The organism is Nonomuraea sp. NPDC050394 (genome assembly GCF_044459065.1).
Classification (GTDB): domain Bacteria; phylum Actinomycetota; class Actinomycetes; order Streptosporangiales; family Streptosporangiaceae; genus Nonomuraea.
In genome coordinates, this window is record NZ_JBITIO010000006.1 from 100,330 (window position 1) to 116,072 (window position 15,743).

Consider the following 15,743-nt stretch of genomic DNA (forward strand, 5'->3'; position numbering starts at 1 on the left):
CCGTCCGCCGCGAACTTCGACCCACTTCACCAGCAGGGAGTCATCCATGACCTATGTGTCCGGTAAGCGGCTGTCCGCGGCGCTCGCCGTGGCCGCGGTGCTCGCCACGGCGTGCACGGGCGGCGGGGGCACGACGAAGGACGTCGCCGGCGGCTACAGCGCCCAGCCGAAGCAGACGGGCACCCCCAAGGACGGCGGGACCGCCACGGTCGCGCTCACCCCGGGACTCAGCCCCAACTACATCTACCCCTACCCGCCGGCCGCCGCCAACGGGACCGTCGTCGCCCGCGGGCTGTTGTGGCGCTCCCTCTACCGGCCCAGCGGAGAAGGCGACCAGATCGCCGACGCCGAGCTGAGCCTGGCCGAGCCGCCCGCCTACAGCCCCGACCGCAAGACCGTGACCATCAAGATGAAGGACTACAAGTGGTCCAACGGCAGAGCGGTCACGGCCGATGACGTCGTCTTCTCCCTGGCGCTGCTCAAGGCCGCGCTCGCCGAGAGCCCGGCCAACTGGAGCTTCTACACCCCCGGCCAGTTCCCCGACGGAGTCACGGCGCGGGCGGCCGGGCCGGACACGCTCACGCTCAAGCTGGAGACCGCCTACAACCCGTCGTACCTCCTGTCGATGCTCACGCTGCTGTACGTGATGCCGTCGGCGGAGTGGAACATCGCCCGCACCGGCGGCCCGCACCTGGACTACAAGCAGCCGAAACACGCGAAGGCCATCTACACGTACCTGACGAAGGAGTCGGAGTCGCAGTCCACCTTCGCCGCCAACCCGCTCTGGAAGGTGGTCAACGGGCCGTACCTGCTCAAGAGCTTCGACTCCACGACCGGCTCGTTCTCCCTGACACCCAACACGGCCTACAGCGGTCCCGGCGAGTCGCGGCTCGACCAGATCGACTTCAAGGCCTTCACCTCCGCCGCCGCGGTGCTCAACCAGTTCAAGGCCGGCAACCTCACCGTCGGCACCCTCGACTCCAGCTTCGTCACCCAGATCGCCGGCCTGAAGGCCAAGGGATACAACGTCTACGGCGCCCCCGCGCCCGCCCGCCTCGACTCGCTGGTCATCAACTTCAAGAACACCGTCAACAACTTCGACAAGATCATCAAACAGAGGTACGCCCGGCAGGCCCTGCAGCACCTGATCGACCAGCAGGGTTACATCACCAGCCGGGGCGTCTACAACGGCGCCGGCTCCCCGAACTACAGCACGGCCGGCCACGGCTCGCCCTACCCGCCCGCGTTCGGCGACCGGCCGCCCTACCCCCACGACCCCGCCGCCGCCGAGAAGCTGCTCACCGGCAACGGCTGGAAGGTGACGCCGAACGGCTCCACCACCTGCGAGCGCCCCGGCACCGGCCCCGGCCAGTGCGGCGCCGGCATCCCCCGGGGACAGACGATCAGCTTCACCCTGGCCTCCGCCAACGCCCCGGCCTTCGTCGGCGCCCGCGACGTCGCCTTCGCCTCGGCGGCCAAGAAGCTCGGCATCGACGTCAAGATCGTGACCAAGTCGCTCAACTACATGTACGCCAACTACGGCAACACCTACGCCCCCGCCACCAAGAACGAGTGGGCCATGCAGGACTACGGACCGCTCTACCTGGCCGCGGGCTACCCGAGCAGCAACACGGTGCTCAACACGGAGGGCAGCTTCAACCTGGGCAGCTACCAGAACGCCGCGATCGACAAGCTGATCAGCGCCTCCACGTTCGGCTCGGACGAGAAGTCGCTGTCGGCCGAGGTCAGCAGCCTGGCCGAGGACCTGCCCGTGCTCTTCCTGCCGACCCCGCACACGCTCGTGGTGTGGAAGAACACGCTGTCCGGCCCGCAGTCGTCGTTCAACGCCCTGATCAGCTTCCTCTACACCCCGGAGCTGTGGTACTTCCACGACGAGGCCGGCACCCGCCCATGATGATCGACCCCGGCGACGCCGCGTCGGTGCGTGAGCTGGTCGGCGACGCGAGAGTGGTGGCCCTCGGCGAGGGGGCGCACAACATCACCGAGTTCTACGAGCTCAAGGACCGGCTGTTCCGCACCCTCGCCGAGGAGCTCGGCTTCTCCGCCTTCGTGATGGAGTCCGGGTTCGCCGAGGGCCTGGCCGTCGGCTCCTGGGTCCACGGCGGCCCCGGCCGGGTCGAGGACGTCGCCCGCGACGGCATCACCTACCGGTTCGGCGAGTGCGAGCCGATGCGCGGGCAACTGCGCTGGATGCGCGCGCACAACGCCGGCGGCCAGTCCCGGGTGAGCTTCTACGGGATGGACCTGCCCGGCTCCTCCACCTCACCCGGCCCCGCCGTACGCGCGATCCTCGACCGGATCCCGGGCCGCCCCGGCGACCGGGAGCTCGTCGCCCTGAGCGACCTGGGCGGCCGCACCGAGGCGGCGCTCGGCTACGCGGCCATGTCCGAGGCCGACCGGGCCCGGCTGCTCGGCGGCCTGCGCGAGCTGGAGGAGCGTGCCACCGCGGACGGCGACGAGGTCGCCCGCCGGTGCGCCGCCTCGCTCCACGCCTTCGCCGCCGAGCTGGATCCGCCCGCGGCCGGGCCGTACCCGCGCGAGGTGTTCATGGCCGAGACCGTGCGCTGGATCCTGGAGCGGGAGGGGCGCGTCGTGGTCAGTGCCCACAACGCGCACGTGCGGCGCACACCGTTCCTGAACCGGCCGACGATGGGCGGCCTGCTCGACGCCTCGCTCGGAGACGGGCTGCTCGTCGTCGGGATGACCTACGGCTCCGGCCCCGAGGTCCGGTTCGCGCAGCGCTCGCCGCGGCCGTTCGACTGCGACGTCTTCCTGGAGGCCCGGGTCGCGCCGCCGAACTCCGTCGAGGCGCGGCTGGACCGCATCGGGCGGGCGGTCACCGCCGTCGACCTGCGCCGCGCGCCCGCGACGCTCTTCGACGGCGTCGACGGCACGCTCGCCGGCGGCGGCCTCGACCCCGTCGAGGACTTCCCCGCCGCCTTCGACGCACTCATCCACCTGCGCCGGGTCACCCGGATCCCCGGCGCGTTCGAGCGGCTGCGCGCCGAACTGGAGGCGACATGACCCTTCCCTACCCGTCCGCGCGCACCGTCGAGGTCGTCGAGGACGTCGCCGGCGTCCGCGCGCCCGACCCCTACCGCTGGCTGGAGGAGGAGACCCCCGAGGTGCGGCTCTGGCAGCGGCGCCAGGCCGAACTCGCCACCGCCGTCGCCTACGACGGCCAGGACCCCGGCGACGTCCGGGCACTCATCCTGGCCCACGACGCCGGGTCACGCCCGGCCCTGCCCAAGTACGCGGCCGGGCGGTGGTTTCGCGCGGAGGGCTCCTCGGTGATCGTCTCCGGCGAGCCGCTCGGCGCCGGACGCGCGCTGATCGACCTGGCCGGGCTCGGCGACGCGGACCACCCGGCCGTCCTGTCCTGGCTGGCGCCCTCACCCGACGGCCGCGTCCTGGCCCTCGGCGTCTGCACCGACGGCAGCGAGCACAACACCATCCGCCTCGTCGAGGTGGACACGGGACGGCTGCTCGACGGCGCGCCCGGACAGGTCCTGCACAGCGCGTGGGCCGGCGGCGTCTCCTGGCTGCCCGACGGCAGCGGCTTCTACTTCTTCGCCCTCACCGGCTCGCCCCGGGACTTCCGGCAGGCGGTCTTCCTCCACCGCCACGGCAGGACCACCCTCGAACCCATCCCGGTCGGCGCCGGCTCCCGGGAGTACACGCTCGTCCAGATGGCGCCGGGCAGCCGGTGGGCCGTCGCCTGCCACCGCGTGGGCAGCCCGATCCCCGTCGCGGTCCGCGACCTGTCCCGGCCCGGCACCCCGTGGCGCCCCTTCGTCACCGCGTGCTCCGGAACCATCGCCGGCCACGTCGTCGGCGACCACTACATCGCGGTGACCGACGTCGGCGCCGCCCGCGGGCGCGTGGTCTCCATCCCGCTGGACGCGGCCGACCCCGGCGACCCGGCGGGCTGGACCGAGCTCGTCCCGGAGGGCGAGACCGTGCTGCGCTCCCTCCTGCCGGTCGGCGGGCAGCTGTACCTCAGCGAGTTCGACCAGACCTTCGCCAGGGTCCGCGTCATCGACCACACGGGCACGGTCACCGGTGAGGTCCCGCTCCCCGGCCGCGGCGCGCTCGCCGCCCCGTTCTTCGCGATGACCGCCCTGGCCACCGGCCCGCCCGCGGCCGACTTCGTCTTCGCCTTCTCCACGCTGACCAGCTCCTGGGGCGTCTACCGGCACCGTCCCGGCCGGGCGGGGCTGGAGACGCTGTCGGCGCCCGCGCTCACCCTGGACGCCTCGCTGGAGACGGGACACGCCGTCGCCGCCGACGGGACGGCGGTGCCGTACCACGTGGTGCGCCCGGCCGGGAGCGACCCCGCACGTCCCGCGCCGGTCCTGATCTCCGCGTACGGCGCGGCCAACGTGCCCCTCCTGCCCCAGTACCAGCCCGACCTGGCCGCCTTCGTCGCGGCCGGCGGCGTCCTGGTCCAGGCCTACCTGCGCGGCGGCGGCGAGTTCGGCCGGGACTGGTACCTGGCCGCGCACCGGGAGAACAAGCACGTGCGCGACACCGACCTCGTCGCGGTCGCCGAGCACCTCATCGCCGGGGGCGTCACGGACGCCGGACGGCTCGCGCTGACCGGCGGGTCCGACGGCGGCCTCATGTGCGGGGTCGCCGTCACCACGCGGCCGGAGCTGTGGCGGGCTGTCCTGCCGAGAGCGCCGCTGCTGGACCTCATCGGCGGCACCCGCGACCCCTACCTCGACTTCGTCATCCGCAAGGCCTGGGCGGACCCGGACGACCCGGAGGAGGTGCGCCGGCTCCTGCGGCTGTCGCCGTACCAGCTGGCCGGGCCCGGAGACTTTCCCGCGGTCTACATCCAGGCGGGGGCGAACGACCCGCGGTGCCGTCCCTGGCACGCGCGCAAGTTCGCCGCCCGGATGCAGGCCGCCCAGCGGGGCGAGGCGCCGATCCTGCTGCACGTCTTCGACGACGCGGGCCACGGCGCGGCGACCGCGCACGACGTCGCGCTCGCGCAGGACGCGGAATGGCTGGCGTTCCTGATCGGCACGCTCGGCCTGCCGGGCCCGCTCAGCCGTCAGGGGCCGACCTGATCGACATCAGGCGCAGCTGCAGCATGGCCGACAGGCGCGCGCCCGGATCGGTGAGGTCGACGCGGCCCACCTCGGCCGCGCGCCGCAGCCGGTAGCGGAACGTGTTGGGGTGCACGTACATGGCCGACGAGGCCACCGCGACGTCGCCGAAGGCGTCCAGCCAGGCGTGCAGCGTCTCGACCAGGCTGGTCTGGTGCTCCCTGTCGTAGGCGGCCACGCGCGCGATCGTGCCGCTCGGCAGGTCGCCGCGCGGAACCAGGTCGGCCAGCTCCAGCAGCAGCGCCTCCACGTGGACGTCGTCCAGCCGGGCCACCTGCGGGCCGGCCAGGACCCCTGCGCGCAGGACACGCAGCGCGCGTTCGGCCCCGGAGCGGGATCGGGCCAGCGCCGACGCGTCCAGGGCGAGCTGCCCCACCCCGACCAGCGGACGCAGGCGGGAGCCGACACGGGCCAGGAACTCCGTGGCGATCAGGGCGGCGCGTTCCTCGGCGTCCTGGCCGCTCTGCGGCAGCGGCAGGATGCCGTACGCGACATCGCCGATCAGCGCGGCGGCGGCGCGCGGGTGCACGGCCGACAGGTGCATGGAGAACGCGTCGGCCAGCCGTTTGCGCTCGGTGGCCAGCTGCGCGGGCAGCGGGTGCGCGGTGGCCGGGGCGACGACCGTGAGCGCGAGGACGACCGCGGGCTCGTCCTTCAGCCCGAGACGGCGCACCGCCTCCAGCGACCCCGGCGCGCTTTCCAGCGCGGTGCTCAGGAGTTCCGCCCGCAGCCGCCGTTCCCTGTCCTCGTCCGCGCGCTGCCACACCATGTGCATCGCGACCAGCTTGGACGCCTCGAAGAGCGCCTCGCTGCGCTCGTCGTTCAGCGCTTCCGGCACGACCACCCAGATCGTGCCGAGGATCTCGTCCCCGGCGCGCACCGCGATGGCCGCCCGCGGCAGCTCGCCGCTCTCGGGCAGCGGCGCCACGAAGACGGGCCTGCCGCTGCGGTAGAGCGCCTGGAAGACCCCCCGCTCCTCGAGGATCTGGGTGTAGTGACGGGGGACCTGCCGGCCGAGGATCGTCCGGACCCGCGACGGGTCGGCCTCCTCCTGCCGGCTGGAGAAGGCCAGCAGGCGCGAGTTGCGGTCCTCGATGGTCACGGGCGCGTCGAGCAGCGCGGCGATGGCGTTGGCGACCGCGAAGAGGTCACCCGACGGGACCCGGCCGGGCGCGAACGCGCCGGCGTCGTCCAGGCCGCCGTCCGCGGTCAGCGTCCGCAGCATCCCGGTCAGGTGCGTCCACGACGCGCCGCGCGCGAACGCCAGGACCGCGACCCCCGACGCCCGCGCCGCCGCGAGAAGCTCCTCATCCGCTACGACCGGCGCGCGCACCACGAGCCCGGCGGCGCCCCGCTCGCCCACCTGGGTGACGACCCGCGCGATCTCGGCGGGGTCGTGCAGGCCGACGCCCAGCACGAGCGCGTTGCCCGGCAGTTCCGGCTCGTCGAGCGGGTCGTGGATGACCACGCCGCCGACGTCGCGGGCCGGCTCGACGTCCCCGCAGACGACGTCGAGCAGCGTGGAGCCGAGCTCCTCCAGCACACGGGCGAGGCCGGCTCGCGGGAGGCCGGTCACGGGGTCGAGCACACGCTTGAAGCTAGCTCAGCGCGGGTGCGGGGTCGTTGGGTCGCCATGACGAAATGATGCCATCCCGTTCGTCCGACCCGACAATCGTCAGGGGGTGCTTGCGGGCACCCAGCTCTTGCCGACCGTGACCGCGTCCAGCACGTCGGGGATCGGGCTGACGCCGAGCCCCGGCCCCGCCGGCACCTCAAGGTGCCCGTCCACCAGGCGGAACGGCGGCGTAATGTCGGTGCGGTAGTAGCGATCAGAGGCCGAGGTGTCGCCGGGCAGCAGGAACCCGGGCAGCGCGGCCAGCGCGACGTTGGCGGCGCGGCCCAGCCCGGTCTCCAGCATGCCGCCGCACCACACGGGCACGTCGTTGGCCGCGCACACGTCGTGGATCCGCCGGGCCTCCAGGTAGCCGCCCACGCGGCCCGGCTTGATGTTCACGATCTGGCAGGCCCCGAGCGCGATCGCGTCGGCGGCGGCCCGCGCCGAGACGATCGACTCGTCCAGGCAGATCGGCGTGGAGATCCGCTTGGCCAGCTCCGCGTGCCCCAAGAGGTCGTCCTCGGCCAGCGGCTGCTCCATCAGCAGCAGGCCGAACGGATCGAGCCCGGCCAGGTGCCCGGCGTCGCCGCGCCGGTAGGCGGTGTTGGCGTCGACCTGCAGCAGGATGTCGCCGAACCGCTCGCGCACGGCACGGACCGGCTCCACGTCCCAGCCGGGCTCGATCTTGAGCTTGATCCGCAGGTAGCCCGCCTCCAGATAGGCGGCGACCGTGTCCAGCAGCTCGGGGATCGAGCCGGTGATCCCCACGGACACCCCGCACGGCACCGCCGTACGCACGGCGCCGAGCGCCCGGCCGAACGAGACGCCGCGGGCGCGCAGCTCCGCGTCCAGGATCGCCGTCTCCAGCGCGGCCTTGGCCATCCGGTGGCCCTTGAACGCGGCCAGCGCCGGCGCGACCTGGTGCGCGTCCAGTTCCGCCACCCCGGCCAGCGCCGGGACCAGGTGGCGGGTCAGCACGTCGGCGGCGGCGTGCGTGTACTCCGACGAGTACAGGGGCGCCGTGCCGGCCCCGCACTCGCCCCAGCCCTCGGCCTCGTCGGTGACGGCGCGCAGCACCAGCGCCTCGCGTACGGTCTCCGTGCCGAACGACGTCCTGAACGGTGACACGAGCGGCACCTGGATGGTGCGGATCTCGATCCCGGTGAGCTTCATGGCTTCTCCCGCCTGTCGATGATGTACCAGCCGGCGCGGTCGAACCCGCGTACCCGCGCGCCCTCGGCGAGCAGCCCGCCCAGGACCTCACGCAGCGCCTTGCGCCACTCGGCGGCGCGGGCCGGATCTTTCTCGCGCATGGTCTCGATGTCGGCGGGGACGCCGACGAGCACGGTGGGGGCGTCGGCGCGGCCGCTCAGCGGACCTCCGGAGGGGGCGACGCCCAGCGCGACGCCCATGTGCGCGGCCGTCACCTCGACCGGCCGGGGACGGCCGGCGCAGGCCGCCTCGACCTCGGGCGACTCCAGCCGCCACCGGACCAGGACACGGTCGGTGTCGTCGCTGCGGTTGATGTCGTCGTCCATCGGGCCGTAGAAGTTCGGCAGGTACTCGGCCGGATCGGCGGCCAGTTTGGTGATGTTGAAGTAGGCGTTGCGCCGGATCAGCGGGTCGTAGGTCCAGGCGACCTCGCCGACCCCGCGCGGCATCGCCCAGGCGCGCTGGTGCAGTTTCAGCGCGAAGCCGACGTTGCGTCCCTGCGTGCGGGCCAGGACGCCGGCGATGTGGCTGTGCAGGGTCGCGCGGGCGGGCGGGGAGAAGAAGCCGAAGCAGGCGCCGACCATCTCGCCCCGGTCGAAGGCGCCGCTCACGTAGCTGCCCGCCTTCCACATCGCGCGCAGCAGGTCGGCCGTCACCGGAGGGTTGTTCTCGCCGGTGCGCCAGATGCGCTCGTACAGGCGGCGGACGGCCTCAAGCTCGCCGACGCTGTCCAGGGGGCGGATGTCGACGCCCGCGCGCGCCGCGGCCGCCTCGGCCGCGGCGCGGGCGGCTTCGGCGGCCGGGGACTCGCGACGGTCGCTGATGAGATCGGTCACGACGGCCATGGTCGCAACCGATCGGGTCCCGTAGATGGTCGGCGAGGACATCAGGTCGGGGCCCGGTTCGTCCGGGCGGACAACCCGTCCGACGTCCTCGCCCGGAGGCTAGGACCAGACGCGCCTCGCGTAGTCCTCGAACGAGGCCGCCTCACGGCCGAGCACCCGCCGGACCCCGTCCGCGGGCTCGGCCACGTGGCCGGCGCGCATATAGGCGAACATGGCCAGGACCCCGTCGGCGTCCTCCTCGCCCCAACCCTCCGCCAGCAGCTGCGCCCGGTACGCCTCGGGCGTCACCTCCTCGTACCGGATGGAGCGTCCGGAGGCCCGCGCGATGATCTCGACCGCCTCGTCGAAGGTCAGCCCGCGCGGCCCCGACAGCTCATAGGTACGCCCGGAGTGCCCGTCTCCGGTCAGTACGGCGGCGGCCACCTCGGCGACGTCCTCGACGTCGACGAACGGCTCTGGCGTCGGTCCGAGAGGCAGTGTGAGCAGCCCGGCCATCACTCCGTCGCGCCACACGAACTCGTCGAAGTTCTGGTTGAAGTTGTTGGCACGCAGCACCGTCCACTCCGCGCCGGAGTCGCGCGCCGCCTCCTCGGCGTCCAGCATGCTCCGGGAGAAGGCCGCGTCGAGCTTGTCGGCGCCACGGCCCGACAGCACCACGTACTTCCTGACGTCCGCCGCCCGCTCCACGAACTCGTGGACCGGGCCCGGACTGTCAGGGGCCACCAGGTAGACGGCGTGGGCCCCGCGCAGCGTCTCGTCCCACGTGCCGGGGTCGGACCAGTCGAACCGGACCTGGCTGGAGCGGGAGGCCGGCCGTACCTTCTCGCCCGCCGCCCGCAGCCGCCGCACCAACCGGCGGCCCGTCTTGCCGGTCGCGCCCAGGATCAGAATCTCACTCATGGGTCCAGCCAACCGGCGATGGCGTGGTCCGGACATGGGTGAGCGTCCGGGGGAGCTGTCCGATCGTCCGGATATCGTGGCACGGTGGACCCGCTGGATGATCTGCTCAGAGGTGTGCGCGGCCAGGGAGCCGTGTTCGACGCGTCGGTGCTGTCGCCGCTCTCCACGGCGCGGATCGGCACGGGCGCGCCGCTGACGCTCTGCTGCCCGCTGCGCGGCGAGGGCCGGCTGGTCAGGGGCGATCAGACCCATCGGGTACGCGCCGGTGAAGCGGCCGTCGTGACCGGCCCCGAGCCGTTCGAGTTCGCCGGAGACACGGGCCCGGACCACCGGACCGTTCTCCTGACCGGCTCCTACGAGATCGGCGGCGAGGTCGCGCGCCGCCTGCTCCGGGTGCTGCCGCCGGTGCTGGTGGTCTCCGACGAGCACGGCTGCGCCACCATGGCCGAGTATCTGGAGTTCCAGCTCATGAGCGGGCGCCCCGGCCACCAGCTCGTGCTGGACCGCCTGCTCGACTGGCTGCTGGTGTGCACGCTGCGCGAGTGGTTCGCCCGGCCGGAGGCGGTCGTGCCCGGCTGGTACGCGGCGCTGGGCGACGACGTGGCCGGACCCGCGCTGCGCGCCATCCACGGCTCGCCCGCCGAGCCCTGGACCCTCGCCACCCTGGCGGAGGCGGCGTCGGTCTCCCGGACCACGCTCGCGAAACGGTTCACGGAGCTGGTGGGGGAGCCGCCGCTGGCGTACCTGACGGGCTGGCGGATGGCGCTGGCCGCCGACATGCTCACCGAACCCGCCGCGACCGTCGCCTCGGTGGCCCGCAAGGTCGGCTACGCCGACGCGTTCGGCTTCAGCACGGCCTTCAAACGGGTCCTCGGCAAGAGCCCCACCGCCCACCGCACCGCCGCCACCGGCTAGCCGGCGATTCGCGTAGATTGGGGCGGTGATCGACTGGGTGCGGAGCCGGCCTTGGCTCGGTGACCTCGCCCTCGTGGTGGTGGTCCTGGCGGCCGAGCTGCCCGGGGTGGGCACCGTCAGGAGCCTGCTGATCACACTGGCCTGTGCCGGGCTCGTCGCGCTGGGCAGGCGGTACCCGGTTCCGGTGGTCGCGCTCGTGGGTGTGCTCTTCCTGCTGGGGGCCATGCCGCCCGGCTACGACACCCCGGGCAGCGCCATGATCATCGCTCTCTTCCTGGCGGGCCGGCACGCGCCCGCCCTCGCCGCGGCCACCGCGGCGCTGGGCGCGGCGGCCGTCTCCGGGGTGCTCAACGCGGACGTGCTGGTGGGCCACCCGCCGGCAGGTGTGACGATGACGCTGTTCCCGATGCTCCCGGTCACGGCCGGGCACGTCGTCGGCCTGCGCGCCGAGCTGGCCCGCCGCGGCAGAGAGCAGGCCGCCGAGCGCGCCGTGCGCGAGGAACGCCGCCGCATCGCCCGCGAACTGCACGACGTCATCGCCCACCACGTCAGCGTGGTGAGCCTGTACATGGGCGCGGCCAGGCGGCTGATCCCGACCGACGGCGAACGCGCCCGGCAGGCCCTGCTCACCGGCGAGGACACCGCCAGGCAGGCGATGACGGAGATGCGCCACATGCTGGAGGTGCTGCGCACGGACGGCGAGAAGGCCGAGGGCCTCGCGGGCGTCGGCGCCGCCGGTCTGCCCGCGCTCGTCGGGGAGTCGCGCGACGCCGCCCTGGAGATCACCGGCGAGGCGGTGCCGCTGCCCGCGCCCGTGGACCACGCGGTCTACCGCATCGTCCAGGAGGCGCTGACCAACACCCGCAAGCACGCCACCGGCGCCGCCTCCCGCGTACGGCTGGCGTACCTGCCCGGCCGGATCGAGGTCGAGGTGAGCGACGACGGCCGGGGCGCGTCCGGCGGTCCTGGACTGGGACTCGGCCTGGCGGGCATGGCCGAGCGCGTCTCCCTGGTCGGGGGCGAGCTCAAGGCCGGCCCCGCTACGGCCGGAGGCTTCCTCGTGCGCGCCCGCATCCCCCTGCCGGAGCGGACATGATCAGAGTTCTGGTCGTCGACGACCAGGTCCTGGTCCGCGCGGGACTGCGCCTGCTGCTGGAGACCGGCTCCGGCCTGGTGGCCGTGGGCGAGGCGGGCGACGGCCTGGAGGCCGTGCGGCGCAGCCACGAACTGCGCCCGGACGTGGTCCTGATGGACCTGCACATGCCCGGCATGGACGGCATCGCGGCCACCGAGCGCGTCGTCGCCGAACTCCCCGGGACGAAGGTGCTCGCGCTGAGCACCTTCGACCTGGAGGAGCACGTGGTGGCCGCGCTGCGCGCGGGCGCGTCGGGCTTCCTGCCCAAGGACGCCTCGCCGGAGGAGCTGATCGAGGGCATCAGGATCGTGCACAGGGGCGAGGCGGCGGTCGCGCCCCGGCTGCTCATCGGGCTGATCGGCACCTTCGTCCGCCCCGCCCGCCGCCGCGCGCCCGGCGTGCCGTCCGAGCTGTCCGCGCTGACCGAGCGCGAGCGGCGGGTACTCGAGCTCATCGCGCACGGCCTGTCCAACGGGCAGATCGCGCAGGAGACGAACCTGTCGCTGTCGACGGTGAAGAACCGGGTGAGCGAGCTGTTCGCCAAGCTCGGCGTCCGCGACCGCGCGCAGGCGGTGATCGCCGCCTACGAGGCCGGGCTGGTGCGGCCGGGGGAGGACCGCTGAACTCCCGCCGCGACCCGCTCGGGCGTCGGCTGCGTCAGGACGTCCACCAGCCGCCCGTCGCTGAGGAACAGCACCCGGTCGGCGTGCGCGGCGGCGGCCGGGTCGTGGGTGACCAGGACGACCGTCTGGCCCAGCGCGTCGACGACCTGCCGGAGCATGGCCAGGATCTCCTGCCCCGAGGCGGTGTCGAGATTGCCCGTCGGCTCGTCGGCGAAGACGACCTCGGGCCCGGCGGCCAGCGCGCGGCAGATGGCCACCCGCTGCTGCTGGCCGCCCGACAGCTCGTGCGGGCGCCGGCCCACGTGTTCGGCGATGCCGGTCCTGCCCACCAGTTCCCGCACCCGCTCCGGGTCGGCCCGCCGCCCGGCCAGGCGTAGCGGCAGCTCGATGTTCTCCAGCGCGGTCAGCGCCGGGAGCAGGTTGAACGACTGGAAGACGAAGCCGACCCGCTCGCGCCGCATGGAGGCGAGCTCGCGCTCCTTCAGCCCGGTGAGGTCGGCGCCGCCCACGCGTACGCTGCCCGACGTGGGGTGGACGAGCCCCGCCGCGCACTGCAGCAGCGTCGTCTTGCCCGACCCCGACTGCCCCATGACCGCGGTGAACGACCCCCGGGCGAAGCCGTAGGTGACGTCGCGCAGCGCGATGACGGCCGAGGCCCCCGAGCCGTAGACCTTCCCGAGTCCGTCGAGAAGGACCGCGGGCTCACTCGTGATGTTCATCTCTGCCTACCTTTCGTTCTTCATGACCGCACGGACGACCAGGACCGAACCCGCCCAGCCCCCCAGCAGGGCGCCGCCCGCCAGCGGGGCCAGCCACGCGAGGGGGATGAAAGACCCCGGCGAGGCGGGCCCGCCGGCGCTCACCGCGTGCACGACCGCCAGGGCGGCGACGGCGGCCAGCGACAACGCCACCACGGGCAGCACGGTGAGCACGCTCTCCCACCCGGCCATCCCCATCACCTGGCGCCGGCGCATGCCCAGCCGCCGCATGGCCCCGAACTCCCGCCTGCGGTCCACGACCCCCAGACACAGGCTGTTGACCGCCGCCACCAGGCAGAAGACCCCGATGAGCATCGAGACGTAGGGCATGAGGCGGTTGCTCTCGGCACTTTCCAGCGCCTTGCTCTCCACGTACTCCCGCCGGTCGTGGGAGACGACCGCCGCGGAGGAGACCTCCCGTCCGAGCGGCCCCCGCACATAGATCGCCGTGTACGGCTGCGCCTGCAGCGGGCCGGCCGAGGGCAGCAGCACCTGCCCGAGTTCGGTGGTGTCGGCGTACACGGCCGCCACGGTGACGCTCGCCTCTTCGAGAGTGCCCGGCAGCCGGATCCGGATCCGCGACCCGACGCGGACGCCGTGCCTCGCGGCCAGTGTCTCGCTCATCGCGACCTGCCCGGCCTCCAGGCCGCCGAGCGGGCCGCCCCGCACCGGAAGGCGCAGCACCCGGGTGGGATCGCCGGTGACCAGGGAGGCGATCAGCCCGACCGGCGCCCGCCCTTCGGGAAGGGTGGTGATGGGCACCATCCGGACCCCCACCGCCCCGTCGCCCAGGCCGCGGCGCAGGTCCTCGCCCACGGCGTTGCCGATCGGCGAGGGCTTGAGCACGTGGTCCGCGATGACCTCGGCCGTGGCCCGGTGGGCCGCCCGCCAGTCGTAGAACAACTGCGTGCCGATGGTCACTCCGGCGAGTGTGATGCCCAGCGTGAGCGAGCCGACGGCCCCCGCGAACCGGCGGTGGTTGAAGACCACGTTCGCCGTGGCCAGGAAGGTGCCCGCGCGGCCGGCCCGCGCCGCCGCCGGGCGCAGCAGCCGGCCGGCGAGCAGGACGAACCACGGGGCCACCAGCCCCACGCCGGTGACCAGAGCCGTCACGATCGAGAACTGCGCGATCATCGGCCCCAGCGGCTCCGGCAGCGCGACCAGGTTCCCGAGCAGGACGACGGTGAGCGCCGCTGCCAGCGCGAACATCGCCAGCCCCGTGAGCAGCCGGCCACGGCCCAGCCGGGCGCCTTCGGCCGGGGCTTCGGCCAGCGCGTCGCCGGGGCGGATGCGCATGGCCCGCCGTACCGCCAGCATGCTCGCCAGCAGCGCGACGGCCACGCCGAACAGGACCGTCCAGAGCGCGGGCAGTGGCGTGAGGCGCACCTCGAACGCGGCGTTCAGCACGCCGAACTCGTGCAGGCGGCCGGCCACCACCGGCGCGAGCAGCGCGCCCAGCGGCACCGCCACCGCGCCCGCCGCCAGGGCGAGCAGGACCGCCTCCGCGACCAGCATCACCCGCAACTGCCCGGGACGCGCGCCGACGGCCCGCAGCACCGCCAGTTCCCTGCCCCTGCGCCGCAGCGACAGCCCCATGACCGCCGACACCATGCCGACCGCGACCAGCCCGGTCATGTACACCAGGAACCACAGGGTGTTGAACCCCTCGCCGGAGCTCGGGACGATGTTGCCCTCGGCCAGGCCGCGGGCGTCGCCGGTCGAGATCCGCATCGGAAGCGCGGTCCGGAGGTTGTATGGCTCCAGCACCCGGCCGACCGCCTGCCCCAGCCGCTCCGTTGCGACGCCGCCGGCCGGGAAGACGCCGACGGCGTCGACGCCGCCACGCCCCCCGGCCAGTTCGGCCGCGTGATCGTCGGTGAAGAACAACGCCGACTGGTGGCGCCAGGCCCCCGCGGCCGCCGCCACCCCGACCACCTCGTACGGCCGGAAGACCCCGGACACCGCCACCTCGACCCGCTCGCCCACGGCGACGCCCGCCGCCCCGGCCAGCCGCGCGTCCATCACCACCTCGCCCGGCGCGCCCGGCGGCCGGCCCCGCTCGATACGGAACGGCGTCAGCGCGGCGCTGCCCCACCCGTGCCCGGCCGGACTCGGGTACTGGTCGCCCGGGACGCTCACCGTCCTCCCGCGCACCGACAGCGGCGCGATGAACGTGAGGTCCGGTACGGTCCGCGCCACCTCGGGCAGGGCGTCGAGCGCGCGCACCAGGCCGGGCGGCAACGTCCCCGCGACGCCGCCGACCACGAGCGGGACCCCGGCGTAGCGCTCGGTCACGGGCCGTTGCCGATCGGCCGATTCGACCACGAACCACATCGCGCCGACCACGGTGGCGGCCAGGATGAGAGTGATCAGCGCGCCCAGCACGCTGCCCGGATGCCGGCGTACCGTCCGCCATGCCAGCCACAGCAAAAGAGCCTCCCTGGAAAGTCGTGCCCGTCCTTTCCAGGCTCCCGGCGGCGATGGCGCGGATCCTCCCCATCCAGGCGGATCTTCGGCGGGTACCGGAGTACTCCGGCGAGGAGTACCCGGGTACCCCGTTGCGTGAGCCGCGCGGCGGAGTGTCGAATGAGATCACATCTGGGCG

Annotated in this window: 12 protein-coding genes; 6 read left to right on the forward strand and 6 right to left on the reverse strand. The window is 73.8% G+C overall.

All coding sequences use genetic code 11. The features are described from left to right. Window positions 1-46 precede the first annotated feature (46 nt). From ACIBKY_RS24335 to ACIBKY_RS24345, 3 genes are read left to right on the forward strand one after another with little or no spacing between them, the layout of a single operon-like run. Entirely contained in the window at window positions 47-1,915 is a 1,869-nt protein-coding gene (locus tag ACIBKY_RS24335) for an ABC transporter substrate-binding protein (protein ID WP_397099635.1), read from the forward strand. After that, entirely contained in the window at window positions 1,912-3,045 is a 1,134-nt protein-coding gene (locus tag ACIBKY_RS24340; protein ID WP_397099637.1) for an erythromycin esterase family protein, read from the forward strand. Before ACIBKY_RS24335 ends, ACIBKY_RS24340 begins: the two co-directional genes overlap by 4 nt. Continuing rightward, window positions 3,042-5,096, forward strand: coding sequence for a prolyl oligopeptidase family serine peptidase (locus ACIBKY_RS24345; protein ID WP_397099639.1), 2,055 nt, complete (start codon window positions 3,042-3,044; stop codon window positions 5,094-5,096). Before ACIBKY_RS24340 ends, ACIBKY_RS24345 begins: the two co-directional genes overlap by 4 nt. On the opposite strand, the gene ACIBKY_RS24350 is transcribed toward ACIBKY_RS24345, so the two are convergent. The 4 genes from ACIBKY_RS24350 to ACIBKY_RS24365 all read right to left on the reverse strand — a co-directional run bounded on the left by ACIBKY_RS24350 (window position 5,074) and on the right by ACIBKY_RS24365 (window position 9,707). Continuing rightward, a complete protein-coding gene (locus ACIBKY_RS24350) occupies window positions 5,074-6,723 on the reverse strand; it encodes a helix-turn-helix domain-containing protein (RefSeq protein WP_397099641.1) in 1,650 nt (549 codons plus the stop codon). The two genes, ACIBKY_RS24345 and ACIBKY_RS24350, sit on opposite strands and share 23 nt — an antisense overlap. 87 nt (window positions 6,724-6,810) lie before the next feature. Further along, on the reverse strand, window positions 6,811-7,923 hold the full coding sequence (menC, locus tag ACIBKY_RS24355) for an o-succinylbenzoate synthase (RefSeq protein WP_397099643.1): 1,113 nt from the start codon (window positions 7,921-7,923) through the stop codon (window positions 6,811-6,813). Next, a complete protein-coding gene (locus tag ACIBKY_RS24360; protein WP_397099645.1) occupies window positions 7,920-8,798 on the reverse strand; it encodes a GNAT family N-acetyltransferase in 879 nt (292 codons plus the stop codon). Before ACIBKY_RS24360 ends, menC begins: the two co-directional genes overlap by 4 nt. Window positions 8,799-8,906: 108 nt before the next feature. Further along, entirely contained in the window at window positions 8,907-9,707 is an 801-nt protein-coding gene (locus ACIBKY_RS24365; protein ID WP_397099647.1) for an NAD(P)H-binding protein, read from the reverse strand. Between the two features lie 84 nt (window positions 9,708-9,791). On the opposite strand from ACIBKY_RS24365, the gene ACIBKY_RS24370 reads away from it, so the two are divergent. From ACIBKY_RS24370 to ACIBKY_RS24380, 3 genes are read left to right on the forward strand one after another with little or no spacing between them, the layout of a single operon-like run. Next, window positions 9,792-10,622, forward strand: coding sequence for an AraC family transcriptional regulator (locus ACIBKY_RS24370; protein ID WP_397099649.1), 831 nt, complete (start codon window positions 9,792-9,794; stop codon window positions 10,620-10,622). A 25-nt stretch (window positions 10,623-10,647) separates the two neighbouring features. Further along, complete coding sequence (locus ACIBKY_RS24375; protein WP_397099651.1) at window positions 10,648-11,718, forward strand: sensor histidine kinase; 1,071 nt, start codon at window positions 10,648-10,650, stop codon at window positions 11,716-11,718. Continuing rightward, window positions 11,715-12,380 (forward strand): response regulator, encoded by a 666-nt coding sequence (locus tag ACIBKY_RS24380; RefSeq protein WP_397099653.1) that lies wholly within the window; start codon window positions 11,715-11,717, stop codon window positions 12,378-12,380. Before ACIBKY_RS24375 ends, ACIBKY_RS24380 begins: the two co-directional genes overlap by 4 nt. Here ACIBKY_RS24380 and ACIBKY_RS24385 read toward each other — a convergent pair. Together ACIBKY_RS24385 and ACIBKY_RS24390 are read right to left on the reverse strand one after the other, a co-directional pair. Next, window positions 12,341-13,099, reverse strand: coding sequence for an ABC transporter ATP-binding protein (locus ACIBKY_RS24385; RefSeq protein WP_397099655.1), 759 nt, complete (start codon window positions 13,097-13,099; stop codon window positions 12,341-12,343). The genes ACIBKY_RS24380 and ACIBKY_RS24385 overlap by 40 nt on opposite strands. Before the next feature lie 6 nt (window positions 13,100-13,105). Beyond that, window positions 13,106-15,568: an FtsX-like permease family protein gene (locus ACIBKY_RS24390; RefSeq protein ID WP_397099657.1), complete on the reverse strand. Its 2,463-nt coding sequence runs from the start codon at window positions 15,566-15,568 to the stop codon at window positions 13,106-13,108. Between the last annotated feature and the right edge of the window lie 175 nt (window positions 15,569-15,743).

Excerpts from the sequence above, each read along its gene's own strand:
- ACIBKY_RS24340 (WP_397099637.1), top strand. The coding sequence starts at position 1,912 with ATGATGATCGACCCCGGCGACGCCGCGTCGGTGCGTGAGCTGGTCGGC.
- ACIBKY_RS24385 (WP_397099655.1), bottom strand. The coding sequence starts at position 13,099 with ATGAACATCACGAGTGAGCCCGCGGTCCTTCTCGACGGACTCGGGAAG.
- ACIBKY_RS24380 (WP_397099653.1), top strand. The coding sequence starts at position 11,715 with ATGATCAGAGTTCTGGTCGTCGACGACCAGGTCCTGGTCCGCGCGGGA.
- ACIBKY_RS24345 (WP_397099639.1), top strand. The coding sequence starts at position 3,042 with ATGACCCTTCCCTACCCGTCCGCGCGCACCGTCGAGGTCGTCGAGGAC.
- menC (WP_397099643.1), bottom strand. The coding sequence starts at position 7,923 with ATGAAGCTCACCGGGATCGAGATCCGCACCATCCAGGTGCCGCTCGTG.
- ACIBKY_RS24335 (WP_397099635.1), top strand. The coding sequence starts at position 47 with ATGACCTATGTGTCCGGTAAGCGGCTGTCCGCGGCGCTCGCCGTGGCC.
- ACIBKY_RS24365 (WP_397099647.1), bottom strand. The coding sequence starts at position 9,707 with ATGAGTGAGATTCTGATCCTGGGCGCGACCGGCAAGACGGGCCGCCGG.